The sequence below is a fragment of the Lawsonibacter sp. JLR.KK007 genome (assembly GCF_036941135.1).
In the GTDB taxonomy this organism is placed as follows: domain Bacteria; phylum Bacillota; class Clostridia; order Oscillospirales; family Oscillospiraceae; genus Lawsonibacter.
Window position 1 is genome coordinate 203,125 of sequence record NZ_JAYWSY010000003.1, and the last position, 16,945, is coordinate 220,069.

At 61.0% G+C, this 16,945-nt stretch carries 18 protein-coding genes and 1 other annotated feature; of the genes, 11 read left to right on the forward strand and 7 right to left on the reverse strand.

Features of this window, described 5'->3' with window-relative positions:
• Nucleotides 1-2: 2 nt before the first annotated feature.
• Genes VV088_RS19270 through ilvB form a run of 3 tightly spaced genes read right to left on the reverse strand, consistent with a single transcriptional unit; the run spans nt 3 to nt 2,920 of the window.
• On the reverse strand, nt 3-797 hold the full coding sequence (locus VV088_RS19270) for an SMI1/KNR4 family protein (RefSeq protein ID WP_334602282.1): 795 nt from the start codon (nt 795-797) through the stop codon (nt 3-5).
• A complete protein-coding gene (ilvN, locus tag VV088_RS19275; protein ID WP_334602283.1) occupies nt 794-1,279 on the reverse strand; it encodes an acetolactate synthase small subunit in 486 nt (161 codons plus the stop codon). Before ilvN ends, VV088_RS19270 begins: the two co-directional genes overlap by 4 nt.
• A gap of 12 nt (nt 1,280-1,291) precedes the next feature.
• Complete coding sequence (gene ilvB, locus VV088_RS19280) at nt 1,292-2,920, reverse strand: biosynthetic-type acetolactate synthase large subunit (protein ID WP_334602284.1); 1,629 nt, start codon at nt 2,918-2,920, stop codon at nt 1,292-1,294.
• Nucleotides 2,921-2,981: 61 nt separating this feature from the next.
• Nucleotides 2,982-3,211: a binding site (T-box leader), on the reverse strand.
• 175 nt (nt 3,212-3,386) lie between these two features.
• On the opposite strand from ilvB, the gene VV088_RS19285 reads away from it, so the two are divergent.
• From VV088_RS19285 to VV088_RS19300, 4 genes are all read left to right on the forward strand, one after another.
• Complete coding sequence (locus tag VV088_RS19285; protein WP_334602285.1) at nt 3,387-4,304, forward strand: diguanylate cyclase; 918 nt, start codon at nt 3,387-3,389, stop codon at nt 4,302-4,304.
• Between the two features lie 92 nt (nt 4,305-4,396).
• Entirely contained in the window at nt 4,397-5,176 is a 780-nt protein-coding gene (locus VV088_RS19290) for an HAD family hydrolase (protein ID WP_334602286.1), read from the forward strand.
• 157 nt (nt 5,177-5,333) lie between these two features.
• Nucleotides 5,334-5,714: a polysaccharide biosynthesis C-terminal domain-containing protein gene (locus VV088_RS19295; protein ID WP_334602287.1), complete on the forward strand. Its 381-nt coding sequence runs from the start codon at nt 5,334-5,336 to the stop codon at nt 5,712-5,714.
• On the forward strand, nt 5,714-6,430 hold the full coding sequence (locus VV088_RS19300) for an MATE family efflux transporter (RefSeq protein ID WP_334602288.1): 717 nt from the start codon (nt 5,714-5,716) through the stop codon (nt 6,428-6,430). Before VV088_RS19295 ends, VV088_RS19300 begins: the two co-directional genes overlap by 1 nt.
• Nucleotides 6,431-6,503: 73 nt before the next feature.
• Here the strand turns inward: VV088_RS19300 and nhaC are convergent, their stop codons facing one another.
• From nhaC to VV088_RS19315, 3 genes are all read right to left on the reverse strand, one after another.
• A complete protein-coding gene (nhaC, locus tag VV088_RS19305; protein ID WP_334602289.1) occupies nt 6,504-7,937 on the reverse strand; it encodes a Na+/H+ antiporter NhaC in 1,434 nt (477 codons plus the stop codon).
• A gap of 32 nt (nt 7,938-7,969) precedes the next feature.
• Nucleotides 7,970-8,530 (reverse strand): hypothetical protein, encoded by a 561-nt coding sequence (locus tag VV088_RS19310; RefSeq protein ID WP_334602290.1) that lies wholly within the window; start codon nt 8,528-8,530, stop codon nt 7,970-7,972.
• A gap of 418 nt (nt 8,531-8,948) precedes the next feature.
• A complete protein-coding gene (locus tag VV088_RS19315) occupies nt 8,949-9,629 on the reverse strand; it encodes a FadR/GntR family transcriptional regulator (protein WP_334602291.1) in 681 nt (226 codons plus the stop codon).
• 261 nt (nt 9,630-9,890) lie between these two features.
• Between VV088_RS19315 and VV088_RS19320 the strand changes: the two genes are divergently transcribed.
• From VV088_RS19320 to VV088_RS19350, 7 genes are all read left to right on the forward strand, one after another.
• Nucleotides 9,891-10,070: a YlcI/YnfO family protein gene (locus VV088_RS19320; protein ID WP_325228835.1), complete on the forward strand. Its 180-nt coding sequence runs from the start codon at nt 9,891-9,893 to the stop codon at nt 10,068-10,070.
• A 132-nt stretch (nt 10,071-10,202) separates the two neighbouring features.
• Nucleotides 10,203-11,864 (forward strand): dihydroxy-acid dehydratase, encoded by a 1,662-nt coding sequence (ilvD, locus tag VV088_RS19325; protein WP_334602293.1) that lies wholly within the window; start codon nt 10,203-10,205, stop codon nt 11,862-11,864.
• A 140-nt stretch (nt 11,865-12,004) separates the two neighbouring features.
• Nucleotides 12,005-12,208 carry a helix-turn-helix transcriptional regulator gene (locus VV088_RS19330; protein ID WP_325228829.1) on the forward strand — a complete coding sequence of 68 codons (204 nt, stop codon included), beginning with the start codon at nt 12,005-12,007 and terminating at the stop codon, nt 12,206-12,208.
• Nucleotides 12,205-12,621: a hypothetical protein gene (locus VV088_RS19335; RefSeq protein WP_160572460.1), complete on the forward strand. Its 417-nt coding sequence runs from the start codon at nt 12,205-12,207 to the stop codon at nt 12,619-12,621. Before VV088_RS19330 ends, VV088_RS19335 begins: the two co-directional genes overlap by 4 nt.
• 14 nt (nt 12,622-12,635) lie before the next feature.
• The gene (locus VV088_RS19340) at nt 12,636-13,100 is read left to right on the forward strand and encodes a hypothetical protein (RefSeq protein WP_334602294.1); all 465 of its coding nucleotides are present in this window, start codon (nt 12,636-12,638) and stop codon (nt 13,098-13,100) included.
• Nucleotides 13,097-13,987 carry an RluA family pseudouridine synthase gene (locus VV088_RS19345; RefSeq protein ID WP_334602295.1) on the forward strand — a complete coding sequence of 297 codons (891 nt, stop codon included), beginning with the start codon at nt 13,097-13,099 and terminating at the stop codon, nt 13,985-13,987. The genes VV088_RS19340 and VV088_RS19345 overlap by 4 nt, the downstream gene beginning before the upstream one ends.
• An 85-nt stretch (nt 13,988-14,072) precedes the next feature.
• Nucleotides 14,073-15,800, forward strand: coding sequence for a phospho-sugar mutase (locus VV088_RS19350; RefSeq protein WP_334602296.1), 1,728 nt, complete (start codon nt 14,073-14,075; stop codon nt 15,798-15,800).
• A 58-nt stretch (nt 15,801-15,858) separates the two neighbouring features.
• Here the strand turns inward: VV088_RS19350 and VV088_RS19355 are convergent, their stop codons facing one another.
• Nucleotides 15,859-16,929 (reverse strand): PTS transporter subunit IIC, encoded by a 1,071-nt coding sequence (locus VV088_RS19355; RefSeq protein WP_334602297.1) that lies wholly within the window; start codon nt 16,927-16,929, stop codon nt 15,859-15,861.
• Nucleotides 16,930-16,945 lie beyond the last annotated feature (16 nt).

Sequence of the window (16,945 nt, forward strand, 5' to 3'; positions counted from 1 at the left end):
CTTCAATCCTCTTCCCAGTGTTTTATTACCTTCAAGTAGGCGGGACGGTTTTCCGCCTCCTCGCCATAGACATACAGCGTGTTGGTCCCGGTGTCCAGGCAGGTGTGGCAGAAGCGTCCGCCGGGGAAGGGGTAGGGCTCACACAAGCGCTGGAAATCCACGCCGGCCTCCGCCAGAACTCCTTGAATCTCGTCCGGGTCCTCGAAGGTGTCGGCATCTGCGGTGGTTTCATCCTCCATGACCTCAAGGATGGTAGCAATCAGGAAGGAGGAGACAGAATCACCAAAGGGTGCCCAGTGGTACATAGTATCTTGGTCATTGAAGTACACCGGCGGGTCGGGCTGGTCCAGGTCCTGTCTCCGGATGCCCGCATACCAGCACCCCTGGTTCTCCCGCCAGAACATCAGGTAATTGTCCAGCTGTTCACCCCAGCGTTCCTTGGGCAGCGCCCACAGCCGCTCCTGTTCCTCATTTCCGGTCTCGTTGTGCCTTCTGAAATCCAGCATGGCGTCCTCAATGTAATCATGGGAGAAGCTTAGATGTCCGCCAAAGGGCTTGGCGTCCTTGTCCGGGGTCAGAATGGGGTGGAGCATTTCGTTCAGGCTGGCCTTGCCGCAGGCCAGATAGTACTCCCGCAGGGCGGCGGGGATTTGAAAGCCTGCCGCCGCCTCATAGGAGGCGACCAGCTCCTGGGAAAGGCCCTGGGCGGGGGCTTCCTCATCCCCGAACAGCGGCTCGGCCCACTTGACCAACTCAATGGGGGTAATCTGATACTTCTTTTTCCCGAAAAGCTTCATATCTTCCCCCCGCCCTTTTGCAGGGCAATAACCCCGGTGCGGACCACCTCCAGGATGGAGAAGGGACGGAGCATGGCCTCGAAGGTATCGATGCGGTCGGGGGTGTCGGACAGCTCCAGGGTCATGGAGCTGGGGGAGATGTCGGACACCTTGGCCCCCATAATATCGCAGATGGTCATAATGTCCTGCCGGGTCTTGTTGGTGGCGTTCACCTTGAGCAGGACCAGCTCCCGGCCAATCATGTTGTCCTCGGGGATGGTGCGCACCTTGATAACCTCGATGAGCTTGTTCAGCTGCTTTTCCACCTGCTCCACCACGCTGTTGCCGCTGTCCACGATGATGGTGATGCGGGAGATGGAGGGGTCGTCGGTGACCCCCACAGCCAGGGAATCGATGTTAAACGCCCGGCGGGAGAACAGCCCGGTGATGCGGTTGAGCACGCCGGCCTGGTTCTCCACCAGAACGGAAATGGTCTGTTTCATCTTCGCCCTCCTTTAGTCGGTGGTGGCCACGTCGGGGTGGACCTGGCAGATCATCAGACAGGGGCCGGGTTCCCCGAGGAAGCGGCCGATGGCCTCGTCCAGCTCGTCCTCGCCGCAGACCACCAGGCTGGGGATGCCGTAGGCGGCGGCAATGGCCTCGAAGTCGGGGGAGCCATCCAGGTCCACCCCGAAGGGGCCGTGGTAGGGGGCCTTGCTCTGAATCTGGTGAACCAGCCCCAGGGTGTTGTTGCGGAACAGGAGGATCTTAAGGTCCATTCCGGCGCACTTCACCGCCGCCAGCTCGTTCATGGCCATCTGGAAGGAGCCGTCGCCGCAGACCACCACGGTCTGCTTCTCCGGCTGGGCCACCTTGACCCCCACCCCGGCGGGCAGGGCATAGCCCATGGTGCCCAAGCCGCCGCTGGTGAGGAGACGGCCATGCTTCTGGGGCAGGTATTTGCAGGTGAAGATCTGGTTTTGGCCCACGTCGGCGCACACCACCGCGTCGTCGTCCAGCGCCGCCCCCAGCTTCCGCATCACGGTGCCGGGGAAGACGGAGCCGGGCCGCTGGGGGAACTGACGGCTCAGCTCCGCCCTGCGGTAGTCGGCCAGCCGGGCCCGCCACTCGGTGCAGTCGGGGGCAGTGACGCCCAGGTCCAGCATCTGCCGGAGGATGACCTTCACATTGCCCACCAGGGGGACGGCGGCCTGCATGTTTTTTCCAATCTCTGCCGGGTCCACGTCGATGTGGATGGTGGCCATGCGCCGCTGGATTTCGTCGGGCTGGACGATGGCCCGGTCGGCGGCCCGTGTGCCCACCATGATCAGCAGGTCGGACTTGGCCAGGGCCTTATTGGCGCAGTGGTTGCCGTGGGCGCCGATCATGCCCATGTTCAGGGGGTGATCGGTGGGCATGAGGGAGATGCCCATCATGGTCTTGACCACCGGGATGCCGGTCCCCTCCGCCAGCTCCAGCAGCTCCTCCTTGGCGTCCGCCAGCCATACGCCGCCTCCGGCGCAGATGATGGGCTGCTTCGCCCCGGCGATGGCCTCCACCACCCGCTTGATCTGCAGGTCGTTGCCCTTTACGCTGGGCTTGTACCCCCGGATATTCACCGTCTCCGGCCAGTCAAAGTGCTTCAGCTGCTGCTCCTGCACGTCGATGGGGATGTCGATGAGGACAGGGCCGGGCCGGCCGGTGGAGGCGATATGGAAGGCCTCCCGGACGATCCGGGGGATCTGGTCGGGGTCCTTGACCAGATAGCTGTGCTTGGAGAAGGGGGCCACCGCGCCGGTGATGTCCACCTCCTGAAAGATGTCCCGGCCCAGCAGGTGGCTGGGCACCTGACCGGTGATGGCCACCATAGGGATGGAGTCCATGTAAGCGGTGGCAATGCCGGTGATCAGGTTGGTGGCTCCCGGACCGGAGGTGACCATGCACACCCCCGCCTTGCCGCTCACCCGGGCGTAGCCTGAGGCCATGTGCCCCGCATTCTGCTCGGTCCGCACCAGGGTATAGCCGATCTCGGGCACGTCCATCAGGGCGTCTGCCGCCGGACAGATGGTGGCTCCGGCGTAGCCGAATATGTGAGTTACGTGCTCCCGCTTTAAGCTCTCGATCAGCGCCTGTGCTCCGTTCATAGAAGGTCACCTCCGATAAATATGTAGGCGGAAAAACAAAAAGGCTCCGTCCCATCCAACACGATAGGACGAAGCCGGCGCTCCGTGGTACCACCTAAATTCATGGCCTTGGCCATGCGCTCATTGCCCCGTTAACGGAGGGTAACCGTTCCGGCTTACTGGGCCGTCCCTGCGGCCTTTCATCCGGACTGCTCGCGGGTGACCTTCGGACATGTCCGTTGCGGGCGCTTACACCAGCCGCGCCCTCTCTGCGGCTCTGGACAAGCCTACTGTCCCGGTCATTGCTTTTTGATGATTGCAAACTATCTTACCCCATCCGGCCCCGTTTGTCAATTCCCTTTTTTGGATTTTCACGAAATATCCCTTGCTATTTCCTCCCATTCGGCATATAATAAATGTTGCTTTTCTAAGGGTGTTTTGTTAGGATAAAGAGGAACCATGATGCCCCGGGCAAGGAGTTGTTGAGATGGAAAAAGTATTGATTGTAGATGACAGCCTTGTGCAGGCTACCCAGCTGCAGGCCATCATTGAGGAGGACTATGAGACTACGATTGTTCATACGGCGGCGGATGGCCTGAGCCGGGCCGCCTCCGGCGATTACTCCCTGATCCTGCTGGACGTGATCCTGCCGGACACCGACGGTTTTGCTATGCTGAAGACCCTGCAGGAGCAGGTCATCACCCAATACATCCCCGTGATCCTGATCACCAGCCTGGCCGCCATCGAGCATGAGAAGCTGGGCCTGACTCTGGGCGCGGTGGACTATATCACAAAGCCCTTCCACCCGCTGATCGTCAAGGCCAGGGTACACACCCACATCAAGCTGTATCAGTACCGCAAGCAGGCGGAGGCCCAGTCCATGACCGACCAGCTCACCGGTGTGGCCAACCGCCGCCGCCATGACCACTACAGCGCAATAAAGTGGCAGGAGGCCGCCCGCCTCCAGGTCCCCTTTTCCGTCTGCATGATGGATATCGATAAGTTTAAGGTGTACAATGACACCTTCGGCCACCCCGCCGGGGATAAGGTGATTACCTCGGTGGCCAGGACGGTGGCCTCCAACCTGCGGCGGAGCACCGACTTCTTCGCCCGCTATGGGGGAGAGGAGTTTGTGGCCTTTATGGTGGGCGATCCCTCCGACAAGGCGTTCCTCCATATGAAGCACATCCGCCAGGTAGTGGAGGACCTGCATATCCCTCACAACCCGGAGGTGTCCACCTGGGTGACGGTCAGCATCGGAGGGGTCACCATGGTCCCCCGGCAGGACAGCTCTTACGAGGCCTGCCTGAGCATTGCGGACACCATGCTGTACGACGCCAAAAAGCTGGGCCGGAACCAGGTGGTCTGGGCGAATGAGTCCATGAAGCAGCTGCGGGAACACTGAAACAGATCATATCCACCCCACACACCTTTCGGAACGGACCAGAGTCCGCCTCCGGGAGGTGTTGGACTGCGGGGCGGAGAACAGGAGTGAGGATGATGCGGGAGGCTGTGCGGCTGGTCGCCAGCGACATTGACGGGACCCTGCTGCGGAATGGGGCGATGGAGATCTCCCCGGAGCTGTTTGAGCACATTCGCCGGCTGGAGCGGGAGGGAGTGCTTTTCTGTCCCGCCAGCGGGCGGCAGTACCAGAGCCTGCGGCGGCTGTTCGCCCCGGTGGCGGACCGGATTCCCTTTCTGTGTGAGAACGGCGCGGCGGTCTATGGCCCCGGCAGTCCCGGCCCGGTGTGGAGCAAGACGGTGATGGACCGGGCTCTGGCGGAGGAGCTGAGCCGGGACATCCTGGCGCTGCCCCAGGCGGAGGTGCTGATTTCGGGGGTCAATACAAGCTATCTGTGCCCGAAAGGGTCGGATTTTGAGGCGCACATCCGCTGGTTTACGGGCAATAACGTCTGCCTGGCCGCCTCGCCGGAGGAGGTGCCGGAGGACATAATCAAGGTCTCCGCCTACTGTCCCCAGGCGCTGGAGGAGGTGCAGGCGGCCCTGTGCCCCAAATGGGAGAGCCGGTTCCGGGCCGCGGTAGCGGGGGAGGCGTGGCTGGACTTTACCCTGGCGGACAAGGGGACCGGCATGAAGCAGCTGTGCCGGAGGCTGAACATCAGCCTGGACCAGGTTGCGGCCTTTGGAGATAATTTTAACGACGTCCCTATGCTGTCGCTGGTGGGGCGGCCCTATATCATGGATACCGCCCATCCGCAGCTGAAGGAGCGGTTTCCCACCTGCTCCAGCGTGGAGGAGGCGCTGAAAAAATTTTGAAAAGGTCCCAAAACAGGGCTTGACTTTTCGGGGCTTTCTTTGGTACACTAGGTCTCGCAACGTGTAGCGTCACCGCGTAATTCCGGTTGATTGCTGCGCGTTGCTTTTTTGCGCGGATTTACCGGAATACATTTTATTTAGGAGGTATTGAGTTCCAATGCAGCGACCGGAAAAAGAGGATAAGATGGGGCGGGCCCCGGTTTCAAAGCTGATGCTGTTCGCGACCTACGAAAAGCTCCTTCAGGCGTCCGGCCACTCGGTGCACTCTACCGTCGCCCAGGTGGCCGGCGCTGTGACCAACATCGTCCTGGACCCCGTCATGATCTACGGTCTGCTGGGCTGCCCTGAATTCGGGGCGAGGGGAGCGGCCTATGCTACGGTGACCGGCCAGTGGGTCTTGGGGCTTCTGGGCCTGCTGTTCCACCTGCAGGTGAACCGGAGGGTGATGTCCCACAGCCTCCGGTACTACAAGCCAAACGGCACAATCATCCGGGGATCTACGCCATCGGCCTGCCGGCCATTATCGCCCAGGCGCTGATGTCGGTTATGACCTACGGCCTGAACATCATTTTGGTGGCGGTGGGGGAGTCCCTGGTGACCGCCTACGGACTGTATTACAAGATTCAGCAGTTCATCCTGTTTGCGGCCTTTGGCCTGCGGGACGCCATTACCCCCATCGTCGCCTTTGCCAACGGCATGGGGAACAAGCCCCGCATTTGGGAGGGAATCAAATATGGGCAGCTCTATACCTTTGCCATCATGCTGGCGGGCACGGCGGCGGTGGAGCTGTTTGCGGTGCCCTGTGCCCATGTGTTCGGTCTGAACGGCGAGACGGAGGCGCTGTGCGTCAGCGCAATGTGCATCATTTTCGTCAGCTTTGTGTTTGCCGGGGCCAATCTGGCTATGCAGGGGATGTTTCAGGCCCTGGACGGCGGTGTGGAGTCGCTGATCGTCTCCCTGAGCCGGCAGATCGTCTTTGTGCTCCCCACGGCGTGGCTCTTCGCTCAGACCGTCCTGCGAACCCGGACGTCTCCTGCTACTACAAGGAGATGTCCGCCCTGGCCGCCCAGGAAAGCGGTCTGTCCAAGGAGTTTATTTCCGGCATCAACTCCGATGAGAACGCCGTCATGCGGGAGCTGTACCTCAGCACGAACGCCGTCCGTCAGGCGGCGCCCGCCAGTACGAGCTGTGCGTGGCTCCATCGGGGTGGAGAAGACCGCCGGGCTGATTTGCGGCTACATCAGCCGTATGTAAGGAAAGGCGGCAGGGAGCTTGGCATGCTCCCTGCCGCGTTGTTATGGGACAGTATGGGGGACGGCTCTTACGGTCACTTGCGCCGCAGCGGTTCGTTGCTGGCCGTGCGAATGGTCAGACCGGTAAAGGCGAAGATGATAGCGAAGACAAAGCTGGAGTAGCACAGCACCGCCCAGGGCAGATATGCCAGGGTGGAAACGCCCAAAGTGCTGGCCATATAGGTGCCGGCCACCGCCCAGGGGACCAGAGGGACGACGCAGGTGCCGGCATCCTCCAGGGTCCGGGACAGGTTTTTCCGGTGGAGGCCGAAGGTGTCGTAGGCGGGCGCGAAAATCTCGCCGGGCACCAGGATGGCCAGATAGGAGCTGCCTGTGACCAGGCTCATGAAGATGGTGGCCAGCACCGTGGAGGTGACCAGGCTGCCCACGCTCTTGATGCCGCTCATCAGCTTTTCCAGGATCACGGTGACGCAGCCGCTCCGGGAGTAGATGCCGCCAAAGGCCAGGGCGCAGAAGATCAGCAGCACGGTGCTCATCATGCCCATCAGGCCGCCCCGGTTCAGCAGGGTGTTGATCTGGGGGATGACCTCCCCCTCAAAGCCGGTCATGGAGACATTGAAGCCGCTGTAAAAGGCGCTCATGCCGGTGACGAAGGAGAACCCCTGAAACACCATACCCAGCGCGATGCCCACCAGGGAGGCCAGGAGCATGCAGGGGACCGTCGGCTTATGGAAAAAGGCGCCCAGCAGCACGATGACCGGCGGCAGGAGCAGGATCGGATTGAAGTGGAACATGGTCTCCAGGGTGCCCAGCATCTGCTGGACCAGCTCCGGGCTGGACATGCTCTCCTTGGGGAGGGTGAAGCCCACAACGGTGTAGACGGCGAGGGATAGGATGGTGGCGGAACCGGTGGTATAGATCATGTGCTTGATGTGGTCGTAGAGGTCACAGCCGGCGGCCACCGGGGCCAGCATGGTGGTGTCGGAGAAGGGGGAGAGCTTGTCGCCAAACACCGCGCCGGAGATGACCGCGCCGGCTGCAATGGGCAGGGGCGCGCCGGTGGCGATGGCCACCCCCATCACAGCCACACCGGCGGTTCCGGCGGAACCGAAGGAGGTGCCGGTGAAGGTGGAGATGATGGCGCAGACCAAAAATCCCGTGACGAATAAAAATCGGGGATTAATCAGCTTGATACCGTAGTAAATCAGCATGGGGATGGTGCCGGAGAAAATCCAGCTGGCGATCATAGCGCCCACGCAGATCATCACCAGGATCGACCCGAAGGAGGCGGTGACCTTTTCGATCATGCCCTCCAGCATGTCCTCCCAGCGGATGCCAATCCACAGGGCCACAAAGCCCGCCACTGCGGCGGCTCCCAGCAGACAGACCTGGGTGGGCAGCTTCATCACAGCGTATCCGCCGCCCAGGCAGATCAGAAGGCCCAACAGCGGAACGACCGCCTGCAGCAGCGTGGGCTTTGGCTGTACAGATTCCTGTTTAGTTGTCATGAAAAAATCTCCTTTCTTGATCAAACACAGCTTCAGGTTTTCGTTCTGGTGATCGTCATGGCGCAGCCCTCTCCCTCTCCATCGGCCACCGTGGTGGGGAAGGCGATGTCCACATTGGGAAAGGGCTCGCAGATAGCGTAGTCACAGTGGCCCAGCATGTCCCGGCAGAACATTTTGATGGTTTCCGGACTTTCCCCCAGCTCCGCCAGCGCCTCGGCATGGGGACAGCAGCGGAACAGCTTCACCGCCCGGTCCTCCTCAAGCTCCAGCAGCTCCTGCTCAAAGGTGAGGACGCCGCCCTTGGAGGTCTGGCCCAGCACCGCCTCAATGGGGCCGATGTTCTCTGCCCCCAGCTGGTCAGCGATTTTCTGTCCCTGCCACAGGCCAAAATCCCAGGAACCCTCTCGAATGACCCGGTTGGCATCCACCTCAGGATAGAGTTCCTTCAGCTTTTTCCAAATAAAGTAGATTTGCGTGCTCCGGTCCTTGTAGGCGCTTTTCACCGCCTGATGAAATTCCTCGATCGTCACCGGCTGGTCGAGCTTCAAGCTGTCCATGTACTCCTGGATGCGCTTTTTTCCTGTCTCACTCATGTAAAAACTCCTCTCTTTTTCTCCTCGGCAAGACATAGCTGCGGATGATGTTTTGGTCCTTGCAGCTCTCCTATCATACTATCTTCTCCACTTATTGTCAAAACTTATTTTCCTACCGATTCACTGTGTTGTTTGAATGAGAGTACAGTGCACCGTTTTCGTGTGCGTCTACCAAACGCCTACCAAAACCGCCCCCAACCTCCTGCGCCGCAGGAGGTTGGGGGCGGTCTGCGTTTCCGGACGTCTACCAGATATCTACCGTCCAAACTTTTTTACATCGAAACCGCTCGTTTTTCTGGATTACCTCCTGTTTTCGCAACGAAAACAAGCTCGAAAGGGGCGTGACACAAGTCTGTATTTTGCGGGGAGCAAAAACGGGCTGGAAATTTTGGGCAAAACGTAGAACTTTGCGACAAAATCAGCGGATCTCAAGCTCCATTTCGTCCATTGCATGATGCATATGGACCGCCATGGCACAGCGGGCTCCCTCCGGGTCGCGTTTGACGAAAAACTCCATCAGAAGGGCGTGATCCCGAAGGGTATGCTCAGCCAGCCGCTCACTGTGTTCCCCGGAGACAATCGCGGCTTCCACCGCCTGGCTGATGATGGGAAGCAGGCGGGTCATAAACTCGTTGTGGGTGGCCCGCACGATGGCGGTGTGGAAGTCACGGTCCGCCTGGGTCCGGTCCGCCCCGGAGCGGATGGCGGCGGCCACCCGCTCCCCTTGGGCCAGGATGTCGGCCAACTCCTCGGCGCTGGCACGGCGGCAGGCCAAGGCGGCCATCTCCGGCTCAAAGACTGCGCGCAGCTCGAAGAGATCCCGCAGTTGTCCCTTTACCTGGTCCAGAGCAGAAAACCCAAAATCGTTGATCTCCTCCACCCGCTGAGAGACAAAGGTCCCCCGGCCCCGGCGGACCTCCAGGACACCCTGGGTCACCAGCTCCCGGATGGCCTCCCGGAGGGTGGTGCGGCTCACCCCCATCTCCTGGGACAGCTCCAGCTCGTTGGGCAGCTTCTCGCCGGGGGACAGCTTTTTTTCTGCCGCGATCCGATTGTACAGCCGCCGGGCGGTCTGCCGGGACAGGCTCTGCTTTTCCATGTGCGCTCATTCCTTACTATTCCGAAAAATTATGCTGGAACAATGCTTGGATCGATCCAATTGTTTCTTCCAGGGACATGATGTCCTCGTTCTCAAAGGCGGTGTACTTGATGCGTTCAGCCGGTCGGCCGGCTCCTGGTTCGTAGCATCGAAAAAGACTTCCGTCTCTATGCAATGCGTATGTCTTGCGTTCTCGCTACATATTTATATCACATTATGCAATACGATATAAAGCACATTATGTAATACGAGGTGTAATGCATGAGGAACTTCAAGATACCGGCTGTTCCGCCCACAACATCGAAGTCGATTCGTTTTCCCAATGATGTGATCGAAGCGGTAGAGCTTGCGATTCAAGGGAAGGATTCTACGTTTTCAGCGTTCGTTGTAGAGGCGACCCGATGGGCTTTGGAAAGTTTAAAGGAGCAGGATTCGGACTGAAAGCGTTTCCCCAAACGGGGAGGCTTTTCTTATTCTAGCACATTTCCTCTTGACATGTCCAGCTGCTTATGATACTCTGACATCAGACAACTGATTAGAACTCAGACAACTAGAAGTATGGAGGTCAAACATATGCGCTCTGACGTTGTGAAAAAAGGGGTTCCCGCCGCCCCCAACCGTTCCCTGCTCTACGCCTTGGGCTACACCAGAGAGGAGCTGGAAAAGCCCCTCATCGGCGTGGTCTGCTCCTACAATGAGATTGTTCCCGGCCACATGAATCTGGACAAGATCGCCGAGGCGGTGAAGGCGGGCATCCGGGCCGCCGGAGGCACTCCGGTGGAGTTTCCCGCCATCGCCGTCTGCGACGGCATCGCCATGGGCCATGTGGGCATGAAATACTCCCTGGTCACCCGGGACCTGATTGCCGACTCCACCGAGGCTATGGCCATGGCCCACCAGTTCGACGGGCTGGTGATGATCCCCAACTGCGACAAGAACGTCCCCGGTCTGCTCATGGCGGCAGCGCGGGTAAACGTGCCCACCATTTTTGTCTCCGGCGGCCCCATGCTGGCCGGGACGCTGAATAACGGCCGCCGCACCTGCCTGTCCCACATGTTTGAGGCGGTGGGTTCCTACTACGCCGGCAAGCTGGACGAGGCCGGGGTGGAGGAGTACGAGAACAACGCCTGCCCCACCTGTGGCTCCTGCTCCGGTATGTACACCGCCAACTCCATGAACTGCCTCACCGAGGCCATCGGCATGGGCCTCAGCGGCAACGGCACCATTCCCGCCGTCTACTCCGCCCGGCTCCGCTTGGCCAAACACGCCGGGATGAAGATCATGGAGCTGGTGGAAAAGGACATCCGCCCCCGGGACATCATGACCGAGGCCGCCTTCCACAACGCCGAGACCATCGATATGGCTCTGGGCTGCTCCACCAACACCATGCTCCACCTGCCCGCCATCGCCCACGAGTGCGGCATTGAGCTGTCCTTCGATATGGCCAATGAGATCAGCGACAAAACCCCCAACCTGTGCCACTTGGCCCCTGCTGGTGATACCTACATGGAGGACCTGGACCGGGCAGGCGGCGTCTACGCCGTCATGGCCGAGCTGGCCAAGGCCGGGCTGATCGACACCTCCCTGCCCACCTGCACCGGCAAAACCATTGCTGAAAACCTGGAAGGTGTGGTCAACCGCAATCCTGAGATTATTCGGCCCCTGGAACATCCCTACTCCAAGACGGGCGGCATTGCCGTCCTCAAAGGCAATCTGGCCCCCGACGGCTGTGTGGTGAAGCAGTCCGCCGTGGCCTCTGAGATGATGCAGCACGAGGGTCCCGCCCGTGTGTTCAACAGCGAGGAGGAGGCCATCCAGGCCATCTACGACGGCAAGATCGTGGCGGGCGACGTGGTGGTCATCCGCTACGAGGGTCCTAAGGGCGGCCCCGGCATGCGGGAGATGCTCAACCCCACCTCCGCCATTGCGGGCATGGGGTTGGACAAGGACGTGGCCCTCATCACCGACGGCCGCTTCTCCGGCGCCACTCGGGGAGCTTCGATTGGACACGTCTCCCCGGAAGCCGCTTCCGGTGGTCCCATCGGTCTGGTGGAGGAGGGCGACCTCATCGCCATCGATATCCCCGCCCACACCATCACCCTGAAGGTGTCGGACGAGGAGCTGGCCGCCCGCCGGTCCAAGTGGGTCTGTCCCGAGCCCAAGATCAAGACCGGCTACCTGGCCAGGTACGCCAGGCTGGTGTCCTCCGCCGACAAGGGTGCGATTTTGGGATAAGCCGGACATTTTTTGAGGCCCGCCAGAAGGCGGGCCTCTTTTTTTGAAAGAAATGTAAAGCCCCCTTGACACCAGATGTAAAGCGTGCTATACTTCAGACAGTAAAGCACGCTTTATATTTTTGACAAGGAGGTGGTCCGGTGACCAACCGAATCGCTGAACTGCGCAAGGCCCGGCGCATCTCTCAGGCGGAGCTGGCCGACGGGGTGGACGTCACCCGGCAGACCATCATATCCCTGGAGAGCGGCCGGTACAACGCCTCATTGCTGCTGGCCCACAAGATTGCGAAGTATTTCGGCATGACCATTGAGGAAGTATTTCTGTTTGAGGAGGAGATTCCATGAAAGACTGTTTGAAAAAAGCGGCCCCCTATGTGATGTTTGCGGCGGCCTGGGTTCTGATTCTGGCCACGTTCCTGCTGGGGGAGCGGATCAAGGAGCAGCTCAGCCTTTTGCTATTTACCCTGGGCGGGGTCCTTTTGGGCTTCGGGGCGGTTGGAATCGCGCTAAGCCGCATCCGGATGTCCCCGGAGCAGCAAAAGGAGTATGAGCGGAGCGAACACGATGAACGGAACGTGGCCATCCGGGAGAAGGCGGCCATGTCCTCCTGGTACTGGACGCTGTACATGCTGTGGGCGGTGTTTATGGTCATCCAGATTTTCGTAGGCGGGTTGTGGGGCGTGGCCGTGTCCGTCGTGATCGTGCTCCACTGTACCTTCTATATGATCAACATTCACCGCTGGAACAAGAAGATGTAAGGAGGACTCCGAATATGCTGGTAAAACAACTTTTGACAGGCGGCGGGGACTATAAAAAATCCTTAAAACAGCGCCGCTGGGCGGCGATTGGGATGCTGTGCATTGGCCTGGTGGGCTTCGTGTGCTATTTTCTGCTGGTGCCGGACAGCCATCTGTCCGAGCATGCCCAGGGGTTCTATCTGGGCGCGGCCAGCGGCATCACCGCCGGGTCTCTGATTCTTTTTATCCGCACGCAATACCTGCTCACCCATCCCCAGGCTCAGCGGAAGGCCAAAATCAAAGAGACGGACGAGCGGGCGATGCACATCATGCGCACCGCCGCGCAAATGGCGGGGGGACTCACCATTTTCGGGGTGACGCTGTCCCTGTTCATCGTCCTGCCCCTGAGCATGGAGGCCTACTACGCCCTGGTGGGGGTCATATTCTTCTACACCGCCGTCTTTTTCCTGTCCAGCCTGTGGCTGTCCAGAAAGCTGTGAGCCGCCGGCTGGAGCTGACCGTCACGCCGGAGCTGGCGGGTATCAAGGTGGATACCTTACTGAAGCGCCATTTGCAGCTGTCCGGGACGGTAGTGCGCCGCATCAAATGGCTGGAGGACGGCATCCTGGTGGACGGGGTCCGGGTGAACACCCGGTTCTGCCCGGAGGCGGGGCAGGTGCTGTCGGTGCGGCTGTCCGACCCGGTCCGAAACAGCGGCATCGTCCCTGCGCCGGGACCGCTGGATATCGTCTGCGAGGACGAGGACCTGATCGTTTTGAACAAGGCCCCAAGAGTGTCTGTCCACCCAGGGCCGGGGCACTTTGATGATACGTTAGGTAATTTTCTGGTGCATTATTACGAAACGTCGGGGCAGGAGGCGGATTTTCACCCCGTCCACCGGCTGGACCGGGGGACCTCCGGTCTTCTGGTGTCCGCCAAGCACCCCCACGCCCAGGAGTTGCTGAAAAATCAGCTCCACACCAAGGACTTCCGCCGGGTCTATCTGGCGGTGTGCGAGGGGGTCCCGGACCCGCCCGCCGGGGTCATCGACGCCCCTCTGGGGCCGAAGCCCGGCTCCCTCATGGAACAGATGGTCCGTCCCGACGGCAAGCCCGCCCGCACAAAATACAGGGTGCTGCGCCGCTGGGGGGACCGGGCGCTGGTCAGCCTGGAACTGGAGACGGGCCGTACCCACCAGATCCGGGTCCACATGGCCCACACCGGCCACCCGCTCACCGGGGATTTCCTCTATGGCGCCGAAGATCGGGAGCTGATCGGCCGTCCGGCCCTCCACTCGGGATACCTCTCCTTCCGCCAGCCCATCACCGGGGAACGGCTCCAATTCACCGTTCCCCTGCCCGAGGACATGGCCCGGCTGAAATTGTAAATTCTCACAAAAAAGCTCTGGCAATCTTGTCCCCCCTGTGGTACAATGGTAAATGTAAAATTTCAGCCACTGGAGGTATGTCAATATGTCCTATCGTGATACTTACGAAGCTTGGCTCGCCAGTCCCGCCCTGTCCGCCGGGGAGAAGGCCGAGCTGGAGGCCATCAAGAACGACGAGAAGGAGATCGAATCCCGCTTCTTCTCCCAGCTGGAGTTCGGCACCGCCGGCCTTCGGGGCACCATGGGGGCCGGTACCTACCGGATGAACGTCCACGTCATCCGCCACGCCACCCAAGCCTTTGCCGAGGTCATCCTGGCGGAGGGTCCCGAGGCCGTCCAGCGGGGTGTGGCCATCTGCTTCGACTGCCGCAACAACTCGGACACCTTTGCCCGGGAGGCCGCCTGCGTCATGGCGGGCAACGGCATCCCCGTGCGCCTGTTTGAGTCCCTCCGCCCCACCCCCGAGCTGTCCTTCGCCATCCGGGAGTACGGCTGCATCGCGGGCATCAACGTCACCGCCAGCCACAACCCCAAGGAGTACAACGGCTACAAGGTCTACTGGGAGGACGGCGCTCAGCTGCCCCCCAAGCACGCCGATGAGGTGGCCAAGAAGATGCAGGAGCTGGACGTTTTCGCCTGCGTCAAGACGGCGGACTACGACACGGCGGTGGCCGGGGGCAAGATCGTCATTATGGGCCAGGAGACCGACGAGAAATTTTTGGCCAACGTGATGGCCCAGGTCAACGACAAGGCGGCGGTGGACAAGGTGGCCGGCACCTTCAAGATGGTCTACACCCCCTTCCATGGTACCGGCCACAAGCTCATCCCCGAGGCCCTGAAGCGGCTGGGTATGCAGCACGTCATCTGCGTCCCCGAGCAGATGGTCATCGACGGCAACTTCCCCACGGTGGTCTCCCCCAACCCGGAGAACCCCGAGGGCTTCGCTCTGGCGGTGGAGATTGCCAAAAAGGAGGGGGCCGACTTCATCCTGGGCTCCGACCCCGACGCCGACCGGGTGGGCATCATGGTCAACACCGGAAACGGCGAGTTTAAGGTGCTCACCGGCAACCAGACCGGCGTGCTGCTGCTGGACTACCTCATCGGCGCCATGAAGCGGGTGGGCAAGCTGCCCGAGAAGCCGGTGGCGCTGAAGACCATCGTTACCACCGAGATGGCCCGCAAGGTGGCCGAGGTCAACGGCCTGCAGTGCTTCGACACCTTCACCGGCTTTAAGTTCCTGGCCCAGAAGAAGGACCAGCTGGAGGGCTCCGGCGAGGGGAACGTGATCATGTCCTACGAGGAGAGCTACGGCTACATGCTGGGCTCCTTCGTCCGGGACAAGGACGCCGTCACCGCCTCGGTAGCCCTGTCCGAGATGGCCGCCTGGTACGCCGGTCAGGGCATGACCCTGTACGACGCCCTGCTGGCCCTGTATGAGAAGTACGGCTACTACAGCGAGCGGACCATGAACCTGGTCATGCCCGGCCTGGACGGCCTGAAGAAGATGGCCGAGCTGATGGCCGGCCTGCGGGAAAAGCCCCCGGTGGAGATTGCCGGTGTGGCGGTCAAGGAGCAGAAGGACTACAAGGACGGCAGCGTGGTCTGCGTGGAGTGCGGCAAAACGTCCGCTATGGAGCTGTCCGGCTCCAACGTCCTGCGGTACGAGATGTCTGACGGCACCAGCCTGATCGTCCGTCCCTCCGGCACCGAGCCCAAGGTCAAGGTGTACATCCTGGCCAACGGCGCCTCCAAGGAGGAGGCCGAGGCCAAGGTGGAGAAGTACGCCGCCTGGGCCGAGAGCCTCAAGGGTTAACCGGCAAGACAGAGGACCCGCTTCCCAACGGAAGCGGGTCCTTTTTGCATCGTTTTCCTTATTGGGGAAGGGTCAGGTCGCCCTCCTTGATCCAGCCAGCCTTGCGGCAAATCTCGCAGAAAATGACCGACAGCACTGCGGGCAGGACAAAGCAGATCAGAACCAGCCCGATCCAGTGGAACGCGGTGGGGCTGACTGCCGCCGCCCCCACCTTTGTCACAGCCGCCTCGCTGGGGGCCAGCCAGCCGGTCCACACCCCCAGCTGGCCGCACAGGCCGCAGGTGCCCATGCCCGAGTTAATGGGGTCGCCGTTCATCTCCAGCCGGAACAGGCAGGTGGCGATGGGTCCGGTGATGGCGGAGGCCAGGGTGGGCGGAATCCAGATGCGGGGATTTTTTACGATGTTGCCCATCTGGAGCATAGAGGTGCCCAGCCCCTGGGAAACCAGCCCGCCCCAGCGGTTCTCCCGAAAGGACATGACGGCGAAGCCCACCATCTGAGCACAGCAGCCCGCCACGGCGGCTCCACCGGCCAGGCCCACCAGACTTAAGGTGTGGCAGATGGCGGCGGAGGAGATGGGCAGCGTCAGCGCGATGCCCACCAGCACCGAGACAGCAATGCCCATCCAGAAGGGCTGGAGCATGGTGGTTTGATTGATGAGGGTGCCAAAGGCGTCGGCCAGCGAGCCGATGGGGGGCGCGATCAGGTAAGCCAGGACTACGCCCACGAAGATGGTGACGGCGGGGGTGGCCAAAATGTCGATTCTGGTCTCCTTAGACACCGCCTTGCCAATTTCAGCGGCGAGGATGGCGATAAACAGCACCGCCAGCGGGCCTCCGGCGCCGCCCATAGAGTTGGCCGCCTGGCCCACCGCCGCCAGGGAGAACAGGACCAGGGGCGGAGCCTGGAGGGCGTAGCCAATGGCGATTGCCATCGCGGGGGCGGACATGGCGGAGGCAAAGCCGCCCATGTCCGTCAGGAAGGTCAAACCCAGCTGCTGGCCCAGAGTCTTGATGATGGTGCCGATGAGCAGGGAGCAAAACAGGCCCTGGGCCATGGCCCCCAGGGCATCGATGCCATAGCGTTTGGCGGAGATCACAATATTCTTCCGCTGCAGAAATTTCTTCATCTCAGTCTCCTCTTTT

Excerpts from the sequence above, each read along its gene's own strand:
- VV088_RS19270 (WP_334602282.1), bottom strand. The coding sequence starts at position 797 with ATGAAGCTTTTCGGGAAAAAGAAGTATCAGATTACCCCCATTGAGTTG.
- ilvN (WP_334602283.1), bottom strand. The coding sequence starts at position 1,279 with ATGAAACAGACCATTTCCGTTCTGGTGGAGAACCAGGCCGGCGTGCTC.
- ilvB (WP_334602284.1), bottom strand. The coding sequence starts at position 2,920 with ATGAACGGAGCACAGGCGCTGATCGAGAGCTTAAAGCGGGAGCACGTA.
- VV088_RS19285 (WP_334602285.1), top strand. The coding sequence starts at position 3,387 with ATGGAAAAAGTATTGATTGTAGATGACAGCCTTGTGCAGGCTACCCAG.
- VV088_RS19290 (WP_334602286.1), top strand. The coding sequence starts at position 4,397 with ATGATGCGGGAGGCTGTGCGGCTGGTCGCCAGCGACATTGACGGGACC.
- VV088_RS19295 (WP_334602287.1), top strand. The coding sequence starts at position 5,334 with ATGCAGCGACCGGAAAAAGAGGATAAGATGGGGCGGGCCCCGGTTTCA.
- VV088_RS19300 (WP_334602288.1), top strand. The coding sequence starts at position 5,714 with ATGTCGGTTATGACCTACGGCCTGAACATCATTTTGGTGGCGGTGGGG.
- nhaC (WP_334602289.1), bottom strand. The coding sequence starts at position 7,937 with ATGACAACTAAACAGGAATCTGTACAGCCAAAGCCCACGCTGCTGCAG.
- VV088_RS19310 (WP_334602290.1), bottom strand. The coding sequence starts at position 8,530 with ATGAGTGAGACAGGAAAAAAGCGCATCCAGGAGTACATGGACAGCTTG.
- VV088_RS19315 (WP_334602291.1), bottom strand. The coding sequence starts at position 9,629 with ATGGAAAAGCAGAGCCTGTCCCGGCAGACCGCCCGGCGGCTGTACAAT.
- VV088_RS19320 (WP_325228835.1), top strand. The coding sequence starts at position 9,891 with ATGAGGAACTTCAAGATACCGGCTGTTCCGCCCACAACATCGAAGTCG.
- ilvD (WP_334602293.1), top strand. The coding sequence starts at position 10,203 with ATGCGCTCTGACGTTGTGAAAAAAGGGGTTCCCGCCGCCCCCAACCGT.
- VV088_RS19335 (WP_160572460.1), top strand. The coding sequence starts at position 12,205 with ATGAAAGACTGTTTGAAAAAAGCGGCCCCCTATGTGATGTTTGCGGCG.
- VV088_RS19340 (WP_334602294.1), top strand. The coding sequence starts at position 12,636 with ATGCTGGTAAAACAACTTTTGACAGGCGGCGGGGACTATAAAAAATCC.
- VV088_RS19350 (WP_334602296.1), top strand. The coding sequence starts at position 14,073 with ATGTCCTATCGTGATACTTACGAAGCTTGGCTCGCCAGTCCCGCCCTG.
- VV088_RS19355 (WP_334602297.1), bottom strand. The coding sequence starts at position 16,929 with ATGAAGAAATTTCTGCAGCGGAAGAATATTGTGATCTCCGCCAAACGC.